17 protein-coding genes and 1 pseudogene are annotated in these 19,031 nt (G+C 68.0%); 10 read left to right on the top strand and 8 right to left on the bottom strand.

The window, feature by feature from the left end; all coding sequences use genetic code 11:
• The 3 genes and pseudogenes from A9310_RS17800 to A9310_RS17790 all read right to left on the bottom strand — a co-directional run.
• Positions 1-205, bottom strand: a pseudogene (locus A9310_RS17800) (IS5/IS1182 family transposase); the annotation flags it as partial.
• Between the two features lie 92 nt (positions 206-297).
• Positions 298-1,047: an ABC transporter permease gene (locus A9310_RS17795; protein WP_058251553.1), complete on the bottom strand. Its 750-nt coding sequence runs from the start codon at positions 1,045-1,047 to the stop codon at positions 298-300.
• Positions 1,048-1,056: 9 nt separating this feature from the next.
• On the bottom strand, positions 1,057-1,797 hold the full coding sequence (locus A9310_RS17790; RefSeq protein ID WP_058251552.1) for a 3'(2'),5'-bisphosphate nucleotidase CysQ: 741 nt from the start codon (positions 1,795-1,797) through the stop codon (positions 1,057-1,059).
• A 25-nt stretch (positions 1,798-1,822) separates the two neighbouring features.
• Here A9310_RS17790 and A9310_RS17785 point away from each other — a divergent pair, with 25 nt between their 5' ends.
• The 4 genes from A9310_RS17785 to A9310_RS17770 all read left to right on the top strand — a co-directional run bounded on the left by A9310_RS17785 (position 1,823) and on the right by A9310_RS17770 (position 4,652).
• Positions 1,823-2,713: a DNA-formamidopyrimidine glycosylase family protein gene (locus A9310_RS17785; protein WP_058251551.1), complete on the top strand. Its 891-nt coding sequence runs from the start codon at positions 1,823-1,825 to the stop codon at positions 2,711-2,713.
• Positions 2,714-2,766: 53 nt separating this feature from the next.
• Positions 2,767-3,510 (top strand): SDR family oxidoreductase, encoded by a 744-nt coding sequence (locus A9310_RS17780; RefSeq protein ID WP_058251550.1) that lies wholly within the window; start codon positions 2,767-2,769, stop codon positions 3,508-3,510.
• A 61-nt stretch (positions 3,511-3,571) separates the two neighbouring features.
• Positions 3,572-4,099, top strand: coding sequence for a hypothetical protein (locus A9310_RS17775; RefSeq protein WP_065631787.1), 528 nt, complete (start codon positions 3,572-3,574; stop codon positions 4,097-4,099).
• A 19-nt stretch (positions 4,100-4,118) separates the two neighbouring features.
• Positions 4,119-4,652 (top strand): hypothetical protein, encoded by a 534-nt coding sequence (locus A9310_RS17770; protein ID WP_065631792.1) that lies wholly within the window; start codon positions 4,119-4,121, stop codon positions 4,650-4,652.
• A 2-nt stretch (positions 4,653-4,654) separates the two neighbouring features.
• Here A9310_RS17770 and pgi read toward each other — a convergent pair whose 3' ends face one another.
• Entirely contained in the window at positions 4,655-6,352 is a 1,698-nt protein-coding gene (gene pgi, locus A9310_RS17765) for a glucose-6-phosphate isomerase (protein ID WP_065631786.1), read from the bottom strand.
• Between the two features lie 104 nt (positions 6,353-6,456).
• On the bottom strand, positions 6,457-6,816 hold the full coding sequence (locus A9310_RS17760; RefSeq protein WP_033203695.1) for a chorismate mutase: 360 nt from the start codon (positions 6,814-6,816) through the stop codon (positions 6,457-6,459).
• A 98-nt stretch (positions 6,817-6,914) separates the two neighbouring features.
• Between A9310_RS17760 and A9310_RS17755 the strand changes: the two genes are divergently transcribed.
• Entirely contained in the window at positions 6,915-8,756 is a 1,842-nt protein-coding gene (locus A9310_RS17755) for a hypothetical protein (protein WP_065631785.1), read from the top strand.
• 165 nt (positions 8,757-8,921) lie between these two features.
• Here A9310_RS17755 and A9310_RS17750 read toward each other — a convergent pair whose 3' ends face one another.
• Positions 8,922-10,478: a hypothetical protein gene (locus A9310_RS17750; protein WP_065631784.1), complete on the bottom strand. Its 1,557-nt coding sequence runs from the start codon at positions 10,476-10,478 to the stop codon at positions 8,922-8,924.
• 217 nt (positions 10,479-10,695) lie between these two features.
• Here A9310_RS17750 and A9310_RS17745 point away from each other — a divergent pair, with 217 nt between their 5' ends.
• A complete protein-coding gene (locus tag A9310_RS17745) occupies positions 10,696-13,197 on the top strand; it encodes a UvrD-helicase domain-containing protein (protein ID WP_065631783.1) in 2,502 nt (833 codons plus the stop codon).
• Positions 13,198-13,559: 362 nt separating this feature from the next.
• Here A9310_RS17745 and A9310_RS17740 read toward each other — a convergent pair whose 3' ends face one another.
• The gene (locus A9310_RS17740; RefSeq protein WP_065631782.1) at positions 13,560-14,723 is read right to left on the bottom strand and encodes a M23 family metallopeptidase; all 1,164 of its coding nucleotides are present in this window, start codon (positions 14,721-14,723) and stop codon (positions 13,560-13,562) included.
• 439 nt (positions 14,724-15,162) lie between these two features.
• Between A9310_RS17740 and sucC the strand changes: the two genes are divergently transcribed.
• The 4 genes from sucC to A9310_RS17720 all read left to right on the top strand — a co-directional run bounded on the left by sucC (position 15,163) and on the right by A9310_RS17720 (position 18,555).
• The gene (gene sucC, locus A9310_RS17735; RefSeq protein ID WP_010843609.1) at positions 15,163-16,326 is read left to right on the top strand and encodes an ADP-forming succinate--CoA ligase subunit beta; all 1,164 of its coding nucleotides are present in this window, start codon (positions 15,163-15,165) and stop codon (positions 16,324-16,326) included.
• A 14-nt stretch (positions 16,327-16,340) separates the two neighbouring features.
• Positions 16,341-17,243 carry a succinate--CoA ligase subunit alpha gene (sucD, locus tag A9310_RS17730; RefSeq protein WP_065631781.1) on the top strand — a complete coding sequence of 301 codons (903 nt, stop codon included), beginning with the start codon at positions 16,341-16,343 and terminating at the stop codon, positions 17,241-17,243.
• Between the two features lie 92 nt (positions 17,244-17,335).
• Positions 17,336-18,046: a hypothetical protein gene (locus tag A9310_RS17725; protein ID WP_083207437.1), complete on the top strand. Its 711-nt coding sequence runs from the start codon at positions 17,336-17,338 to the stop codon at positions 18,044-18,046.
• Complete coding sequence (locus tag A9310_RS17720; protein WP_065631780.1) at positions 18,043-18,555, top strand: RDD family protein; 513 nt, start codon at positions 18,043-18,045, stop codon at positions 18,553-18,555. The genes A9310_RS17725 and A9310_RS17720 overlap by 4 nt, the downstream gene beginning before the upstream one ends.
• Here the strand turns inward: A9310_RS17720 and A9310_RS17715 are convergent.
• Positions 18,539-19,003, bottom strand: coding sequence for an SRPBCC family protein (locus A9310_RS17715; RefSeq protein WP_065631779.1), 465 nt, complete (start codon positions 19,001-19,003; stop codon positions 18,539-18,541). The genes A9310_RS17720 and A9310_RS17715 overlap by 17 nt on opposite strands.
• Positions 19,004-19,031 lie beyond the last annotated feature (28 nt).

Genomic DNA, 19,031 nt, shown 5'->3' with positions numbered 1-19,031 from the left:
GCAGCACGATCACCGACGCCATCGTGGCCGGCGGGATCGACGGACGGCCCCGGCCGCTGGGAAACAGGTCCGCGAACATCTCCGCAGGGAACAACTGCTCGCGATGAGCAGCCAAAAACGCGAACACACTGCCCTCGGCCAGCAAATGCCCGACGACCGAGTTCACATCCAGAAACTCACCCTGACGATCCGGCTCACCCTGCATACCCACCAGGATCCCAGCCCACCAGGCAAACCCGCTCACCCCACACCGAAACGACGCCGACTATTTCAGCAGTCTCTTAGGGTGCAGGAGGTTCACAGGTGCTCTCGCGCCACCAGTTCCACCGTCACGAGCATCGCGATGGAACTCACCGCGAGCAAGGCGATCAGCACGAACATCTGCATCGCCGCGGCCGCCCACACCGACGCCCCGCCGAGGACCATGCCGACGAACGCGCCGGGGATCGTGACGAGTCCCACCGACTTCGTCTGATCGAGGCCGGGGACGAGCGCGGTCGCCGAGGGCGGGCCGGCGATCTCCATCCGAGCGTCCCGCGGGTCGAAGCCGAGCGACAGCGCGGCTTCCACCTCGCCGCGACGGACCGACAGCTCGTCATGCGCCCGGCGTCCGGCGAGCGAGGCGGTGACCATCGCGCCGCCGAGCATGATGCCGGCGGTGGGGATCACGGCGATGCCGCGGGCAGGAAGCACACCGACTGCCACCAGAGCGGTGACGATCGCGATCGTCGGCGCCGCCACCGGCCCGGCACACCACGCGGTTCCCGCCAGGCGGGGACCCCCCGGGCGCACGCGTCGGGCCGAGGTCCAGGACGCGGCGGTCGCCATCACCGCGACGAACAGCGCCGAGGCCCACAGGTGGGGGATGACGGCGGCGAGCACGGCAGCGAGCGCCGCGAGTTGCGCGCCGGCCCGGAGCGTGGCGACGACGGTCTCCCGGGCCAATCCGCTCCGACGGTTCACCAGCACGGCGACCACGGCCAGCAGTACGACGGCCACCACCAGTGCAGGCCCGATGCGCACCACCGCGTCGCCGATGCCGTTCACCGGTTCAGTTCACCAGATCTGACGCAGCGCGCCGAGCATCTCCTCGCGGATCTCGCTGCGGCAGATGACGAAGTCCGGCATGTACGGATGCCGGTTGTTGTACACGATCTCCGACCCGTCGAGGCGACTGCAGTGCAGTCCGGCCGCCAGCGCGACCCCCACCGGCGCCGCGTTGTCCCACTCGTACTGACCGCCGGCGTGGACATAGGCATCGGCATCGCCGCGGACGACGGCCATCGCCTTCGCGCCGGCCGAACCGACCGGCACCATCTGCAGACCCAGTCGGTTCGCCACGTAACTGGTCTCATACGAGCCGCCCCACCGGGAGGTGACGAGACGCCGGGTCAGTTCGCCGGTGGTCTCCGCGACGGTGTCGGAACGGAACAGTTCACCCGTCGCGGGCAGCGACACCGACGCCTCGGTGACGATCCCGCTCTCGGTCAGCGCGACGTGTACGGCCCAGTCCGACGAGCCGCCGGCGAATTCCCTTGTGCCGTCCAGGGGGTCGATGATCCACACGCGCGACGCGGTGGCCCGGTCGCCGACGTCGGCGGCTTCCTCGGACAACACCGCATCGCGTGGCCGGTGTTTGCGGAGCACCGTCGAGATCCACGCCTGCGCAAGCGCATCGCCCACATCGCCGAGCATCGCGCCGCCGAGCAGGTCGCCCGAACGGATTCCGAGGAGTACTTCGCCGGCTCCCTGCGCGATCCGGGCGGCCAGCTCGGCGTCGGAAAGTCGGGAGTTCATCCCACAACTAGAGCACACTGGTGGCATGCCTGAGCTCCCAGAGGTGGCCGCCATCGCCGACTACGTCGACGGCCGTGCGGCCGGACTCCCGATCCGCCGGGTCGACGTCGCGTCGTTGTCGGTACTGAAGACCGCGGACCCGCCCTACACGGCGCTGATGGACCGGATCGTCGAATCCGTCGGCCGGGTGGGGAAGTACCTGGTCATCCGTACCATTCCCGGCTCGGCGGCCACTGCGTCAGAGCCGTTGCTGCAGCTGGTCATCCATCTGTCGCGGGCGGGCTGGGTGCGGTGGAGCGAGGATCTGTCGCCCAAACCCCTGCGGCCGGGCGGGAAGAGTCCGATCGCCCTGCGCGTGCACTGCGGTCTACCCGGTGAGGGGTTCGACGTCACCGAGGCCGGGACGCAGAAACGACTCGCGGTGTGGCTGGTCCGCGACCTCGCCGACGTCGAACGGATCGCCGGTCTGGGACCCGACGCGCTCGAGCTGACGTCCGAACAGTTCGCCGAGATCCTCGCCGGCACCACCGGCCGGATCAAGAACGTGCTCACCGACCAGCACACCATCGCCGGGATCGGCAACGCCTACTCCGACGAGATCCTGCACACTGCACGCCTGTCGCCGTTCGCGTCGTCGAAAACACTGAAGGCCGACCAGGTCGCGACACTCTACGACGCCATGCGCGGCGTGCTCACCGACGCGACCGGGCGTCTGGAGGGGCAGGCCGTCGCGCGGCTGAAGTCCGAGAAGCGCACTGGTCTGCGCGTGCACGCCCGCACCGGCCTGCCGTGTCCGGTGTGCGGCGACATCGTCCGCGAGGTGTCGTTCGCGGACCGGTCCTTCCAGTACTGCGCCACGTGCCAGACGGGCGGGAAGGTGCTGGCGGACCGTCGGATGTCGCGGTTGCTGAAGTAGGTCGCGCCGGGCGACCGGGAAGGCAGAACTTACCGGCCGGTAGCCTGGTCCTCGTGACGACACGGCAGAGGATTCTCATCACGGGTGCGAGTTCGGGGCTCGGGGAAGGCATGGCCCGACGATTCGCCGCCCAGGGACGTTCGCTCGCCCTCGCGGCGCGCCGCCGCGAGAAGCTGGACGCGCTGGCCGGCGAACTGCGGCCCACCGCCGCACAGGTCGAGGTCGCGACGCTCGACGTCACCGACGTGGACGCCGTCCCCGAGGTCTTCGGGAGGCTGGCCGACGGTCTGGGCGGTCTCGACCGGGTCATCGTCAACGCCGGACTCGGCAAGGGCGCACCCCTCGGCACCGGCAAGGCCGCCGCGAACATCGAGACGGTGCAGACCAATCTCGTCGGCGCGCTGGCCCAGGCCGAGGCGGCGCTGGAGATCTTCCGCGCGCAGAACGCCGGGCACCTCGTGCTGATCAGCTCCATCTCGGGTGTTCGCGGCATGCCCAAGGCGCAGGCCGCCTATTCGGCGTCGAAAGCCGGGCTGACGGCGCTGGGGCAGGGACTCCAGGCCGAGTTCGCGTCGTCGCCGATCACGGTGTCGGTGGTCGCGCCGGGTTACATCGAGACCGATATCAACCGGGGCGTGAAGACGTCCCTGATGGTCGAGACCGACAAGGGCGTCGACGCGCTGGTCAAGGCGATCGAGGCGGAGAAGGACTGGGCCCCGGTGCCCGCGTGGCCCTGGACACCCATCGCGGCCGCGCTGAAGTTCCTGCCGGCGTCGGTCAGCCGCCGACTGGTCTGACTTCTGTGATTCGTTCAGACAGCCGATGTTTCGCGTTCGACCCGCGGGCTACCGTCACGGGATGCCTGTTCACCGATTGCCGCGGCTGACGGCTGTCGTCGTGGCAGGTGTTGCGGGGTTCGGCTTGCTCGCTGGTTGTGCTCCGTCGGTACCGGTCGATCGTGACCCGATCCCCTCGGTGTCGACGTCGGCGCCGGCGTCGACCAAGATCGTGACCGCCGGACCACAGCGCGACGAACGGCCGGTGATGAGACGGTTCCCGCTCCTGCTGGGGTCGGGGGTCGAGGGCTGGGCGGCCGGCACTCTCGGGGACGACTCATCGGACAGAGTTCCTGGACCATCCACGTACTGGTTCGACGCGGTCGTGCACGTTGGTACCGAGCGCGCGGCAGAGTGGGCGGGGCGGTACGGCGCCGACCCGGTGGCCCCGCCTGACTCGGTGGCGGGCGCGTTGCGCGACCTGGTGCCGCCCGGCGGCTTTCTCGGCGGGCCCGCCCTCGACCGTGCGTTTTCGTCACCGGAGTGGCGCGCGACGGTGTACCTGTCGCTGACGACGGGTCGCGTGGTCGTCCTGGGTATCGACGACTGACCTGCGTAAGGTGGCCGTCGTGGCGAACAAGCAGGGACAAGTGGTGGCCTCGGGCGCGTTTCAGGTGTTCGGCGCTCGACAGCGGGATCAGGTCGGCGAACTGCTCGGCGAGATCTTCGACCGCACGGACATCGCGGCCTTGGGCTCCGACTGGCGGGGCATCGTCTACTTCACCCTCTCCGACGACGAGACCACCGCCGCCGACACGGTTCTCGGCTTCGACCCGTCGAGCGGGACCTCGGGTGAGCTGGCCACCGTCGACGAGGTGTCCGAGGCCGTCCGGACCGGTGAAGTCGCCGAGGCCGTCGACGTGGCGAGCTTCGATGCGTGGCGGGAGGCGACCGGTACCCGCGCCCTGGACATGGGTGCCTGCGTGCCACCCGCCCTGTATGAATTCCTCGGCGGTGATCCCGCCGAACGAGACGTCGAGCCAACCGATCTCGTCACCTACGTGGCGACGGCGGCCGCGATCATGGGCCGCATCCAGTCGCTCGGCGTCGAACCCGGGGACGAGATTCCCGATGCGGTCTTCGACGAGGAGTACTGGACCTAGCCTCAGACCGCGCGGCCCCGTCGCTCCCGGTACCACGTGACGAGGGCGTCGGTCGACGAATCGTCGTGTGTGTCAGGCGCTTCCGACTGGATGAGGGTGCCGAGCAGTTCCTTGGCCTGGGTCTTGCCGAGTTCGACGCCCCACTGGTCGAAGGGGTTGATGCCCCAGATGGCGCCTTCGACGAAGACCTGGTGCTCGTAGAGCGCCACGAGCTGGCCGATCACCGACGGGGTGAGCTGGGGGGCGAGGATCGAGGTGGTGGGGCGGTTGCCCGGCATCACCTTGTGGGCCACGACATGTGCGGGTACGCCCTCGGCGGCGATCTCGTCGGCGGTCTTGCCGAAGGCGAGCACCTTGGTCTGGGCGAAGTAGTTGCTCATCAACAGGTCGTGCATGGAACCCGAGCCGTCGGGAGCGGTCGGCAGGTCGTCGGTGGGTTCGGCGAAACCGATGAAGTCCGCGGGCACCATCCGCGTGCCCTGGTGCAGCAGTTGGTAGAAGGCGTGCTGGCCGTTGGTTCCCGGTTCGCCCCAGAAGATCTCGCCGGTGTCGGTGGTGACGTGGTGGCCGCCGGCGGTGACCGACTTGCCGTTGGACTCCATCGTCAGCTGCTGCAGGTAGGCGGCGAAGCGGGCCATGTCGTTGCTGTAGGGCAGGACCGCGCGAACGCCGACATCCCAGAAGTTGTTGTACCAGAGGCCGATCAGGCCGAGGATGACCGGTGCGTTGCGTTCGAGGGGCTGGGTGCGGAAGTGCTCGTCGACCATGTGGAAGCCGTCGAGGAACTCGGCGAAGCGTTCCTTGCCGATCGCGGCCATCACCGACAGCCCGATCGCGGAGTCGACCGAGTACCGGCCGCCGACCCAGTCCCAGAAGCCGAACATGTTGTCGGTGTCGATGCCGAACTCGGCCACTTCGGCGGCGTTGGTGCTGACGGCGACGAAATGCTTTGCCACGGCGTCGGTGTCGGCGTCGAGCGCCTGCAGGAGCCAGGTGCGCGCGGCGGCGGCGTTGGTGAGTGTCTCGAGAGTGGTGAAGGTCTTCGAGGCGATGATGAACAGTGTCGTCTCGGCGTCGAGGTCGGCGAGGGTGCCGACCATGTCCGCGGGGTCGACGTTGGAGACGAAGTGGCAGCGGATCCCGGCGTCGACGTAGTGGCGCAGCGCCTGATAGACCATCACCGGACCGAGGTCGGAGCCGCCGATGCCGATGTTGACGACGTCGGTGATGGGTTTTCCGGTGTGTCCCTTCCACTCTCCGCTGCGGAGGCGGTCGGTGAACTCGCCCATCCGGGTGAGGACCTCGTGCACGTCGGCGACGACGTCCTGGCCGTCGACGGTCAGTGTCGCATCGGCCGGCAGGCGCAGCGCGGTGTGCAGGACGGCGCGGTCCTCGGAGGTGTTGATGTGGGCGCCGGCGAACATGTCGTCGCGGATCTCCTCGAGACCGACCTCGCGGGCCAGGCTCATCAGGAGTTCGAGGGTCTCGCGCAGCACCCGGTGCTTGGAGTAGTCGATGTGCAGATCGCCGACGTCGACGGTGAGTTCGCGCCCGCGCGCGGGATCGATCGCGAACACCTCACGCAGGTGCATGGCGTACACATGCGGCTGATGAGCCGCGAGCGCCTGCCAGGACTGCGTCGCGGTGATGTCGCCGTGGTCGGTGCCGGTGAAGTCGCTGCCAGGTGCCTGGGTGCTCATGACCACCAACCTTATGTGCTCGGCGTCGTGCCCGCGACGGTCGTCACACGTGGCGCGCAGGCGTCACCGGATCACCGCGTCGTCGGTGTCCCGGGGCCGACAGGTCAGCGGCCCAGTGGCCCTCGCCCCAGACGCAGCAGCAGCATCGCGAGGGTGTGCCCCTCCTGGCCGAGATCCTGGAAGCGCTCGAGCACCTTCACCTCGCGGCTGTGGACCAGGCGAGGGCCGCCGGAGGCCATGCGTGCGGCACCGATCTTCTTCGACACCGCCGACCTGCGCTTGATCGCGGCGAGGATCACGGCGTCGAGCCGGTCGATCTCGAGCCGCAGCTGGTCGATGTCGTCGGGCAGGTCGCCGACCTCGGACGAGAGCTCGTACTTGTCGAGGTCGATCGAGTGCTCGAACGACGTGCCGCCGGAAGGGCGGGGGTCCTGAGCGCCGGGGCTGGGGCTGCGGTCGGTCACGCGCCCGATTTTGCCACGACGCCCCGCGACGACCCGCATGCGGCCGAGTCACCCGACCCGACCACGACGCCGCTCGCGGCACATGGAAACTGGAGCGCATGCCCAACGCGCGGATGGTGTCCCTCGTCGCCCTGTCCCTGATCGTGGGTCAGCTGATCATCCGGGGCTGGCTCGTCGCGACGGGCAACTTCTACTGGGACGATCTGGTCCTCGTGGCACGCGCGTCGTCGAACCCGATCCTGTCCTGGGAGTACCTGGGCCACAGTCACGACGGGCACTTCATGCCGGCGGCGTTCCTGCTCGCCGGGGTGGCCACGTGGCTGGCACCGCTGAACTGGGCGCTGCCGGCGCTGATGCTCGTGGTGATGCAGGCGATCGCGTCGGTGGCGGTGTGGCGGATGGTGCTGGTCATCGCGCCGCGCGCCCGCATCGGTGCACTCGTCGCGCTCGCGTTCTATCTGTTCAGTCCGATGACGGTGCCCGCCTTCGCCTGGTGGGCGGCCGGCCTCAACACCCTGCCCCTGCAGGCGGCGATGGCGTGGATCGTCGCCGACGCGGTCCGCCTCGCGCGCGGTGACGTCGACGACGCCCGACGCCGGCTGGTGTGGGTCCGCTCGACGATCGTCTTCCTGATTGCGCTGGCGTTCTTCGAGAAGTCGTTGTTCATCCTCCCGGTGGCGCTGGTGGCCGCGGTCCTCGCGAACGGCGGCCCCCGCGCGACGACGGTGACGCTGCGGTCCGCCCGGGAGTTGTGGCTGGCGCTGACCGTCGCCGCCGCGTCGTGGGTGGCGGTGTACTTCGTCACCACCGACCCGACGTCGGGTGAGCATTCGGTGGCGCAGACCGCGCGCCTGGTCTGGCGGTCGGTGACCGATGCGATCGTGCCGTCGCTCGTCGGCGGGCCGTGGGAATGGGAGCGGTGGACGCCGAGTCCGCCGACCGGCTTCCCGCAGATGTGGATGATCGTCGGCGGCTGGCTGGTGCTGGTCGCGGTGACCTGGTGGGCGGTGGCCCGCAGACGCGGCGGCGCGGCGATCGTCGTGTGCGCGCTGATCTACGCCGTGGCCGCCCAGATCCCGGTGATGTGGAACCGGTCGAGCCCGCAGACGGCGATCGAACTCGCCCAGCACATGCGCTATCTCCCGGACACGGCGCTGGTGTTCACCATCGCTCTGGCCCTGCTGTGCGCCGCGCCGGCCCGGACCACCGAGGTGGGCGGACGGCATGCGCGCACGTCCGACGCCGCGGCCGGGCGAGATGAGGAGCGGTCGGCCGCGCTGCCCGCGTTCGCGTCCGTCGTCGGTGCGCTCGTCGTGGTGTCCGCGCTGGTGTCGCTGGTCTCGTTCTCGTCGTCGTGGCGGGACAACCCGACCGGCGACTACCTCGAGACCGCGACCGCATCGCTACACGACGCGGCGACGCAGGGGCCGGGCGGCGTGACCATGCTCGACCAGTCCGTGCCCCTGGAGATCCTGCAACCCTTCGTCTACCCCGACAACCAGATCAGCCGCATCTTCGGCCGCGTGGAGGCCCGGCCCGACTTCGGGGTGGCCACCGACCGGTTGTTCGTGCTCGACACCGCGGGAAATCTCGTGCCCGGCGGCGTGACCCAGCGTCGCACCATCTACGCGGGGGCGGGGACCTGCCGGACCCCGGAGGTCGACGGACCCACCCGACTGCGACTCGACGGTCCGCTCTTCTCCTGGCCCTGGACGATCGCGCTCAGCTACTGCGCGACCCGGGACGGCGAGATCGAGATCGCGCTCGCGGACGGGGAAGCGGTCCGGGCACCGGTCCGGGCGGGCCTGGGGTCGGTGTATGTCCGGATCAACGGTGGCGGCGACCACGTCGACCTGCGGCCCCTGACGCCGGGGCTGCGGCTGCACACCGGCGCCGGCCGGGTGGGCGAGGCCGCCGAGGCGCGCTTCGCCGGCGGCTGAGTTTTAGTGGTGTGTCTCGGAAATAAGCGACTGGTCTCCGGCGCTCGATCGGCGCCTGGCTGCGTTGTCGTCGGTCGCGATAGCTCCGCTATCCCTCCCTCCTCCGCCTTGCCAGACCACCGATCGCTCCACCGGATACCGGCCACCTATTTCCGAGACACACCACTAGTCGTAGTAGAACGCGGAGATGTTGTCGCTCTGGTTCTCCGCGGCGATGAGGGCTCGCAGCGCCGACGCGGTCTCCTCCTCGGCGACGAAGTAGACGACCTGCGCGTCGCCCGCCGCGGCGACCTGCTGCTCCATCTGCTTGCGGAGCACCTCGGTGCCTTCCCAGGACGGATCGAAGGTGCCGCCGACGATGTGGTCCTGATACCCCTCACCGAAGGTGATGTGCATGTTGCCGTCGGTGCCGATGCCGTCGAAGACGTAGTCGCCGCGCTTGATCGCGTAGTAGCTCGGCAGGCCGGTCACGCCGGAGCCGAACCGGGCCTGTGCCGGTTCCTTGTTGCCGGTGCGGACGTAGACGATCTCGGTGTTGGTCTGCTTCTCGTTGTTGTCGATGAGATCGTTCAGTTCGTCTGTGGTCGCGTCGATGAACGCGAGATAGGTGAAGGTGTACCGCGACGCGATGTTGGTGTCCGGCGGGAGGTTGGTCGCCGCGCAGCGGGTGGTTCCGTTGCGTCCGAAGTCGACCCGCAGGACCACCTTGCACTCACCGCCGACGGCGCCGGGCGGGCGGTTGCCGACCGCGAAGTTCAGCGTCAGGCCGTAGTTGAAGTGGCCGCGGACGTCGTCGGCGTACGGGCTGCCCTGCACGGTGTAGTCGAAGGCGCAGGACGAGGTGGTGCATGCACCCGTCTGGCGCGAGGACACCACCGGCTGCTCCATCCAGAGGCCGGGGGCGGGCACCGACAGCAGATCCGAGACGAGTGCACGCTGGTTCGCGAACACCTTCTGGGCCTGGTCGGCCGGCTGCAGGCTGACCGCGGCGTCGATGTCGTAGGTGACCGGGCCCTGCACGCTCTGACCCTTGACGTTCGTGACGTTCTTCGTCTCCGGGTCGAAGGTGACCTCCCACGCCCCGATCTTCACCTTGTCGTCGCCGACGAACTCGATCGGCGGGTCGGTGGTGGGCCAGCGCCGGGCGTCGGGGGTGCCCTTGTTGGGCGCCGGGAGCTCGGCCCCGAGCTGCGGCGCGTCGCCGTTCTCGATGTTGCCGATGTCGCCGGCGAGGTTGTCCGGGCCGAGGATCGTGCCCAGGCGCGGCAGGCTGGTGAAGCGGGTGGAGGCCCACTTGTTGTCGAGCGGGGCGGCGTCGAGATTCGTCTTCTCGGCGTCGACGAGGAGTTCGTTCCACAGAGCGCCGGGGGCGCTGAGGAACGGGCTGTTGCCGATCTGCCGGTACTCGCCCTGCTGTGAGCCCAGGGTGATCGTGCCCTCGGCGGTGTTCGACGTGGTGACGATCAGGTCGTCGAACTCGACCGTCCCCTCGCCGCGCTCGTCGTCGTACTTGTAGGTGACCTTGCCGGTGAACTTCGCCGCCGGGCTCGTCGCCATCTTGAACAGCACCTCGTCGAGGCTCTTCTGCGCACGGAAGGCGGGGGTGGGCTCCACGGTGCCGGCGCTGCTGAACGGGACGAACGACAGGACGAGCGCGATGACGAGGGCCAGTGCTCCGACACCGAGGGCGATGGCGGCGGGGACGATGGACGGTCTCTTCATGGCGCCTCTTCCTGCTCGCCGGGGCGTCGTCGCCGCGTGCGAGTTGTTCGCAGACAGGGCACCCCGAGCCGGTGATACCGCGTCATATTAGCCGCGGGACACGGCGATCGGGGCCTCAACCCACGGGGCCGGTCGGCTGTTCGGTCGACCACGTGCCGGGGTGGAGCGGACCGGCCGACGGGGGTCTGTCGGCGGTGGCGGGTAACCTGGACAACCGATGAACAGCTCTTCTTCTGCCCCCCTTCTCGCCGGTCGCGCGGGCGCCGCTCCCTCGGGTGCGGCCGCCGACGACCGGGTCGCGCGCCTGCTCGACGGTCTCAACCCGCAACAGCGCGCCGCGGTGCTCCACGCCGGCGCGCCATTGCTGATCGTGGCGGGCGCGGGCTCGGGCAAGACGGCGGTGCTGACCCGCCGGATCGCCTACCTGCTCGCCGCGCGGGACGTCACGCCCGGGCAGATCCTGGCCATCACCTTCACCAACAAGGCCGCCGCGGAGATGCGCGAGCGGGTCATCGACCTCGTCGGCCCCCGCGCCGCCTACATGTGGGTCTCGACCTTCCACTCCACATGCGTGCGCATCCTCCGGGCGCAGTCGGGGTTGCTGGAGAAGATGAACTCCAACTTCTCCATCTACGACGCCGACGACTCGAAGCGGTTGTTCGGCATGGTCATCCGTGACCTCGACCTCGATCCCAAGAAGTTCAGCCCACGCGGGGTGTCGGTGGCCGTGTCGAACTTCAAGAACGAACTGATCTCGCCCGACGAGGCGCTGGCCGCGGCACCCGAGGACGACCCGACGTCGACGACGATCGCGCAGATCTACGCCGAGTACCAGCGCCGTCTGCGCGCCGCGAACGCCTTCGACTTCGACGATCTGATCGGGGAGACCGTCGCCCTGCTGCATCGGCATCCGCAGGTCGCCGAGTATTACCGGCGCCGATTCCGTCACGTTCTCGTCGACGAGTACCAGGACACCAACCACGCGCAGTACGTGCTCATCCGCGAACTGGTGGGGGAGCAGACCACCGCGAGTGGTCTGGAGCCCTCGGAGCTGTGCGTCGTCGGCGACGCCGACCAGTCCATCTACGCCTTCCGCGGTGCCACCATCCGCAACATCGAGGAGTTCGAGCGCGACTTCCCGTCCGCCGAAACCGTTCTGCTCGAACAGAACTACCGGTCGACACAGACGATCCTGTCGGCGGCCAACGCCGTCATCGCGCGCAACTCGAACCGGCGCGAGAAGAAGTTGTGGACCGACTCCGGTGACGGCGAACTCATCGTCGGCTACGTCGCCGACTCCGACCGTGACGAGTCGACGTTCATCGCCAAGGAGATCGAGGAACTCACCGACTACTCGATCGGGGGGAGCTCGAGCCACAAGTACTCCGACATCGCGGTGTTCTACCGCACCAACACCGGCTCGCGTGCGATCGAGGAGGTGTTCGTCCGGCACGGGATTCCGTACAAGGTCGTCGGCGGCACCAAGTTCTACGAGCGCAAAGAAGTGCGGGATGTGGTGGCCTACCTGCGGGTGGTCGCCAACCCCGACGACTCGGTCAGCCTGCGCCGGATTCTCAACACCCCTCGGCGCGGTATCGGTGATCGCGCGGAAGCCTGCGTCGCCGTGCATTCGGAGAACACCGGACGGAGCTTCTACGAGTCGCTGATGGACGCGGCCGAGGGCAAGGTCGCATTGCTCAACACGCGGGCGGTCAAGCAGATCGGCGGGTTCGTCGAACTCATCGAAGGGCTCCGGTCGGACTTCCTGACCCACTTCGGCGAGGCCGGCACGGAGGACGCGGATGTGGCCTTCCTCGATGCCACCGAGGAGTCGGCCGACATCGGTGAACTCGTCGACGCGATCGTCGAGCGCACCGGCTACCGCGCCGAACTCGAGGCGTCCAACGATCCGCAGGACGGCGCACGCCTCGACAACATCAACGAACTCGTCGCCGTGGCACGGGAATTCAGTGCCGACGCCGCGCAGGTCGACGCCGATGCCGACGACCCCGAGAACGAGGTGGACCGCGAGGGCGAGCCCGAACCCGGTTCGCTCGCAGCGTTTCTCGAGCGGGTCTCACTCGTCGCCGACGCCGACCAGGTGCCGGATGAGGGCGAGGGCGTGGTCACGATGATGACCCTGCACACCGCCAAGGGCCTCGAGTTCCCGGTCGTCTTCGTCACCGGTTGGGAAGACGGTCATTTCCCGCACATGCGTGCGCTCGGCGATCCGGCGGAGCTGAGCGAGGAACGACGCCTGGCCTACGTCGGGATCACCCGCGCCAAGCAGCGTCTGTACCTCACCCGGTCGGTCACCCGCGCCTCCTGGGGGCAACCGGTGTCGAACCCGGAATCCCGTTTCCTGCAAGAGATCCCGCAACACCTCGTCGACTGGCGCCGAACCGAACCCAAGCGCTCCATGCGCGGCTTCGGCGGATCGTCGGGCGGCGTGTTCGGCCGCGACGGGGCATTCTCCGGTTCGGGTGGTTCGTCGATGGGCCGTGGCCGGTCGTCGTACTCGTCGGATCCGGCGCGCGGACGCAACAAGCAGGTTCAGCTCGACATCGGCGACCGACACAACCATCCGAAGTACGGGATGGGCAAGGTCGTGGCCAAGGAGGGCAGTGGCGCCACCGAGCGCGTGACGATCGACTACGGCGGCAGCGCGGGACGCGTCACGCTTCTCACCGCGGGCGGGATTCCCGGGGACAAGCTCTGAAGGCTGGATTGGCGTCGAGCGCGCGTCCGATCCCTGATCCGAAAGAAGTGACCCCTACTGCTCCCTGAGGAGCGCCCGGAGCTTGCGGAGGGCGCGTCACGAAGGGTCCTGGTGAGATGCGGTTGTGTCGTCTTCCGGATCAGGGAGCGGAGTGAAACGCTCGCCAGCTCATTCCCCGATTCGACTGGAAATTCTCGTCCCCGTCAGCATGGCCGAAGGGCAATGTGCCCTTCAATCATGCTGAGATGGACGAGAATTGAACGTCAGTTCGCAATCCGGCCAGGTATCAATACCGGATGCGCAGCGTGAGCGCGCTGGTATGGCGCCACCAAGCAACAAGAGGTGACCTGTAGAGCCTTCTGCTAGCCGGTGTAACCGGAGAGCTTCACGCCCTTGGCGGCGAGCCAGGGCACGGGGTCGATTTTGGTGTTGCCGTTCTTCCACACCTCGAAGTGCAGGTGCGGGCCGAACGAGAAGCCCTCGTTGCCCACCAGAGCGATGACGTCGCCGGCGGTGACGCGCTGGCCTTCGGTGACCAGGACGCCCGAGGAGGCCATGTGGCCGTACATGGTGACCGTGCCGTCGGCGGCCTGGATCTGAACCCAGTGGCCGTATCCCGACGCGGGCTCGGCCTTGATCACGACCCCGTCGGTGGCGGCGTGGATCGGGGTGCCGAGGGGAGCGGCCATGTCGATGCCGCCGTGCATGGTGCCCCAGCGCATCGCGAAGGCGGAGGTGAAGTCGTAGCTGCCGAGCGGGATCGGCGAGGTGAAGAGCGGGCGCCGGGCCAGGGCCTCGCGACGATCCTGGTCCGCCGCCATCTTGGCGCCCACACCCAGCTGGTTGGTGAAGACGTTCATCTGGTCGGTCTGCGCGGTCGCAGCAGCGACGCCGGGGCCCAGTTCCACGGGTGCGGCGCCCGGAGCGGTGGCGTCGTTGACGGCCGCGGCGTTCACGGGTGCGGGCGCCTCGTCGTTCGTGCCGACCTGAGCGACCGCGGCGACGGCCGCGCCGGCGGCCATGGCGATGAGGGCTGCGCGTCCGCCCTTGAGGGCGTTCGGCGGCGCCGCGATGCGGTGCTTGCCGCCACGTCGGACCCGTTGTCCGGCCGGATTCGTCCGGAAGGGGCGATGCTCGGTGTCGTCATCGAGATCGTCGAGCGAATGGAGTTCGCCCCCGTCGAAGCTGTCGAGCTCGGCGCCCTCGACGTCGAACGGCTCGTCGTGCCCGTACTGATCGAACTCGTGCTCGGGGATCAGGATGTCCTGAGTGATCTCCGAACGGGTGGGACGGTAGTAGCCCTGCCACGACGACGGCGTCCAGCCGGCGTCGGAGTGCTCGCGAGTGGAGGTGTCGGAGTCTGCGAAGTCGAACTCGAAGTCGGTGAGGTCGTACCCGGCCGCATCGTCGGTGTCGACGATGGGGATGATCGTGGTCATCTCTTCCGCTGTGACGTCATCGATCAACCCGCCCGATCGGACGCGGCCCGATCCGCGTGAGACACCGAGTCCCGCCAAATCGTCCACCTCATCTCTTCGCTACCGCATCTCGTCGCCAGCGGATCGAAGTCACCGTCCGTAATCCTTCTGTGACCACCGCTGAGAGCCGACGGTAACGAAATGATTGCGGCAAGTCCAACCGTAGAAAGCGACAAACCGGCATATTGTGAGCTGAGTCACAAGACTGGGTCGGCGAGTATAGAAATTGCCGGATTTTCTGTTCACTACAGCAAATTCAACCTGTGAAGACCGCGCGCCGATGGATTCTGCGGTCGTCGCAGTTCATGGGGTCGGACCGACGCTGTGGACCTCACGTCACGACGTCAATACTGTGAGAACCGACCGAGCGAGTGATCTGTCGCACAAGCGTAGGGTGCGCGCGGGGTGGCGATTCCCGACAGGTTTAAAGTCCGATATGGCCCGCATTACACCCTTGCGCGGGCAAATCTACGAGATGGTGAGCTGAATGGATCTCTTCGAATACCAGGCGAAGGAACTGTTCGCCAAGCACGGGGTTCCCACCACACCCGGTCGGGTGACCGATGATGCCGCCGATGCGCGGGCGATCGCCGAGGAAATCGGCAAGCCCGTGATGATCAAGGCGCAGGTCAAGACCGGCGGGCGTGGCAAGGCAGGCGGCGTCAAGTACGCCGCGACCCCGGACGACGCGCAGTCCCACGCTTCCAACATCCTTGGCCTCGACATCAAGGGCCACGTCGTCAAGAAGCTGCTGGTCGCCGAGGCCAGCGACATCGCAGAGGAGTACTACATCTCCTTCCTGCTCGATCGCACCAACCGCTCCTACCTGGCCATGTGCTCGGTCGAGGGCGGTATGGAGATCGAAGAGGTCGCGGCGACCAAGCCCGAGCGCCTCGCGCGGGTCGCCGTCGACGCCGTGAAAGGTGTCGATCTGGAAACCGCGCGCTCGATCGCCGAGCAGGGCCATCTGCCTGCCGAGGTGCTCGACGCCGCAGCGGTCACCATCGCGAAGCTCTGGGAAGTCTTCGTCAAGGAGGACGCCACCCTGGTCGAGGTCAACCCGCTCGTCCGCACTCCGGACGATCAGATCCTCGCCCTCGACGGCAAGGTCACCCTCGATGCCAACGCCGACTTCCGTCAGCCCGGCCACGAGGAGTTCGAGGATCGCGACGCCACCGATCCCCTGGAGCTCAAGGCCAAGGAGAACGACCTCAACTACGTCAAGCTCGACGGCGAGGTCGGCATCATCGGCAACGGCGCGGGCCTGGTCATGTCGACCCTCGACGTGGTCGCCTACGCCGGTGAGAAGCACAACAACGTGAAGCCCGCGAACTTCCTCGACATCGGCGGCGGCGCCTCGGCCGAGGTCATGGCTGCCGGCCTCGACGTCATCCTCGGCGACGAGCAGGTCAAGAGCGTCTTCGTCAACGTCTTCGGTGGCATCACCGCATGTGACGCCGTCGCCAACGGCATCGTCGGTGCTCTCGAGAAGCTGGGGTCCGACGCCAACAAGCCGCTGGTCGTCCGCCTCGACGGCAACAAGGTCGACGAAGGCCGCAAGATCCTGGCCGATGCGAACCACCCGTTGGTCACGCTCGCCGAAACCATGGACTCGGGCGCCGACAAGGCCGCCGAGCTGGCGAGCAAGTAAGGGAGCCACGGAATATGTCGATCTTTCTGAACAAAGACAACAAGGTCATCGTCCAGGGCATCACCGGCGGTGAGGGCACCAAGCACACCGCTCTGATGCTCAAGGCCGGCACCAACATCGTCGGCGGTGTCAACGCGCGCAAGGCCGGCACCACCGTGTCGCACGTCGACGCCGACGGCAACAACGTCGAGCTGCCGGTGTTCGCATCGGTCGCCGAGGCCATGAAGGAGACCGGGGCCGACACCTCGATCGCCTTCGTGCCGCCGAAGTTCTCCAAGGACGCCATCATCGAGGCCATCGACGCGGAGATCCCGCTGCTCGTGGTCATCACCGAGGGCATCCCGGTGCAGGACTCCGCCTACGCGTGGGCCTACAACGTGGAGAAGGGCGAGAAGACCCGCATCATCGGCCCCAACTGCCCCGGCATCATCACGCCGGGTGAGGCGCTGGTGGGCATCACGCCGAACAACATCACGGGCAAGGGTCCGATCGGTCTGGTCTCCAAGTCGGGCACCCTGACCTACCAGATGATGTACGAGCTGCGCGATCTCGGCTTCTCGACCGCCATCGGCATCGGCGGCGACCCCGTCATCGGGACCACCCACATCGACGCCATCGAGGCGTTCGAGAAGGATCCCGAGACCAAGCTGATCGTCATGATCGGTGAGATCGGCGGCGACGCCGAGGAGAAGGCCGGCGAGTACATCAAGGCCAACGTGACCAAGCCGGTCGTCGGCTACGTCGCGGGCTTCACCGCTCCAGAGGGCAAGACCATGGGCCATGCCGGCGCCATCGTCTCCGGCGGTGCGGGCACCGCGCAGGGCAAGAAGGAAGCCCTCGAGGCTGCGGGCGTCAAGGTCGGCAAGACGCCGTCCGAGACCGCCGCGCTGGCTCGGGAGCTCTACCAGGCTCTGTAAGGCACACGAGAACCGAAGAACCCGAGCGGGTCTGCCCGCTCGGGTTTTTTCGTGGCCCGACCGGCCCCGATCCCGCATGCGATAATTCGTCGGTGGACTCCCGGGCGCGGCGCGGCGCGATCTCCCAGCTCGCCGAGGAGTCGCTGCGGTTCGCCGGGGTGATGGCGGACGTGGCAGAACGTCTGCCCCTCGCGGGCGGGGTCATCGGGTCCGTCCGCGTGCGGCTGGCCGAAGCCGCCGACACCGCTGTCACCGTGGTGGTCTCGACGACGCGAGCCGTTCTGGGCGTCGTCATCCGCGAAGTGGTCGACGCCCTGGTCGAGGAGGTCGACCTCACCGCCCTCGTCCTCACCCATGTCGACCTCACGCGCCTCATCGGCGAGGTCCTCGCTCTCATCGACATCGACGAGGTCATCACCACCGTGGATCTCGATCGTGCTGTGGCACAGGTGGACCTGAATGCGGCGATCGACCTCGTCGACCTCGACGCGGTGATCGGAAAGGTCGATCTCGACTCCGTCGCCACCGGAATCGACATCGACGCGATCGCCGCGCGGATCGACATCGACGCCATCCTCGGGCGGGTCGATCTGATCGGGCTCGCCGAGGAGATCATCGACGGCGTCGATCTCCCCGACATCATCCGGGAGGCGAGCACCTCGGTGACCGCCGATGTGATGACCGACGTGCGCAGCACCAGCGAACGTGCCGACGACGCGGTGGCCAACGCGGTCAACCGATTTCTGCGTCGCCGCGGTGCCGCGGCCATCGAGGCCGCTCCCGATGAGGAGGGGCCACGATGACCGCGGAACCGAAACCGTCAGAGCCGCTGCAGAACTCGGCCCCGACGACGCCCGGTCTGCCACCCGTGCACAAGGCCCATGCGGTGCAGGACCGGGACAAGAACGCGGGCATCGTGAGCCGGGGCGTCGCCTCGTTCCTCGACCTCCTCGTCGTGTGGACGATCCTCGGTGCCGCCTACGCGGGCCTGTCCCTGATGAAGTTCGTGCTCTCGGTCAGCGAATTCTCGTTGCCGGAGGTCAATCTGGTCTTCACCACGACCGGCTTCGTGCTGGTGGCGGTGCTCTACCTCGCGACGTGCTGGGAGGTCTCCGGGCGCACCCTCGGGTCGGTCGTGATGGGCCTGCGGGTGGTCAACTCGGAGGGTGCCCGCATCCGGCCGACCATCGCGGTGCTGCGCGCCCTGCTCTGCACGTTCTTCGCGATCGGTCTGGTGTGGGTGGTCGTCGACCGGCGTCGGCGGTCGGTGGCCGACGTCCTCCTGCGCACCCGGGTCATCTACTCTCGCTGACCGTCTTGAGCTGGGCCAGTCCCTTCTCGAAGTCCTTGCCCAGCATCTTGTCGAAGATGCCGAAGAACCCTGCCACGCGGCTGAACAACGTCTGTGCGCCGACCATCGTCCAGGACACCCGCGTCGCCTGTCCCTCCGGCGCGAGTTCGAAGGTGACGGTGTTGGTGGCCTTCATCGGCTTCTCGAAGTCGAGGCGCACCTCGACCTCACGCGGCTCGTCGATGCGGATGATCTCCATGGCGCCGCGTCCGGCCTTCTTGTTTCTCGACCAGGCGTATTTCGCCCCGACACCGGACTCCGCGCCGGAGTACTCCCGGGACAGGTCCGGATCGACGTCCTCCCAGGGGGACCAGTGGACCCACTGGTGAAAGTCGGTCAGGTACGGGAGCACCGCACTAGGCGGTGCGTCGACGGTGATGGATCGGACGATGCGGAACGTGTCGGACACGAGGGCCCCCGGGTGGGTCGGTCGGAAC

The sequence above is a fragment of the Gordonia sp. UCD-TK1 genome (assembly GCF_001691435.1).
Classification (GTDB): Bacteria; Actinomycetota; Actinomycetes; order Mycobacteriales; family Mycobacteriaceae; genus Gordonia; species Gordonia hongkongensis.
The sequence above is the reverse complement of the archived record's forward strand: the minus strand, read 5'-3'. Positions and strand labels throughout refer to the sequence as shown.

Coding starts and splice junctions, on each gene's coding strand:
- A9310_RS17720 (WP_065631780.1), top strand. CDS start 18,043: ATGACCGCGGAACCGAAACCGTCAGAGCCGCTGCAGAACTCGGCCCCG.
- pgi (WP_065631786.1), bottom strand. CDS start 6,352: ATGAGCACCCAGGCACCTGGCAGCGACTTCACCGGCACCGACCACGGC.
- A9310_RS17755 (WP_065631785.1), top strand. CDS start 6,915: ATGCCCAACGCGCGGATGGTGTCCCTCGTCGCCCTGTCCCTGATCGTG.
- A9310_RS17785 (WP_058251551.1), top strand. CDS start 1,823: ATGCCTGAGCTCCCAGAGGTGGCCGCCATCGCCGACTACGTCGACGGC.
- A9310_RS17775 (WP_065631787.1), top strand. CDS start 3,572: ATGCCTGTTCACCGATTGCCGCGGCTGACGGCTGTCGTCGTGGCAGGT.
- A9310_RS17750 (WP_065631784.1), bottom strand. CDS start 10,478: ATGAAGAGACCGTCCATCGTCCCCGCCGCCATCGCCCTCGGTGTCGGA.
- A9310_RS17745 (WP_065631783.1), top strand. CDS start 10,696: ATGAACAGCTCTTCTTCTGCCCCCCTTCTCGCCGGTCGCGCGGGCGCC.
- A9310_RS17790 (WP_058251552.1), bottom strand. CDS start 1,797: ATGAACTCCCGACTTTCCGACGCCGAGCTGGCCGCCCGGATCGCGCAG.
- sucD (WP_065631781.1), top strand. CDS start 16,341: ATGTCGATCTTTCTGAACAAAGACAACAAGGTCATCGTCCAGGGCATC.
- sucC (WP_010843609.1), top strand. CDS start 15,163: ATGGATCTCTTCGAATACCAGGCGAAGGAACTGTTCGCCAAGCACGGG.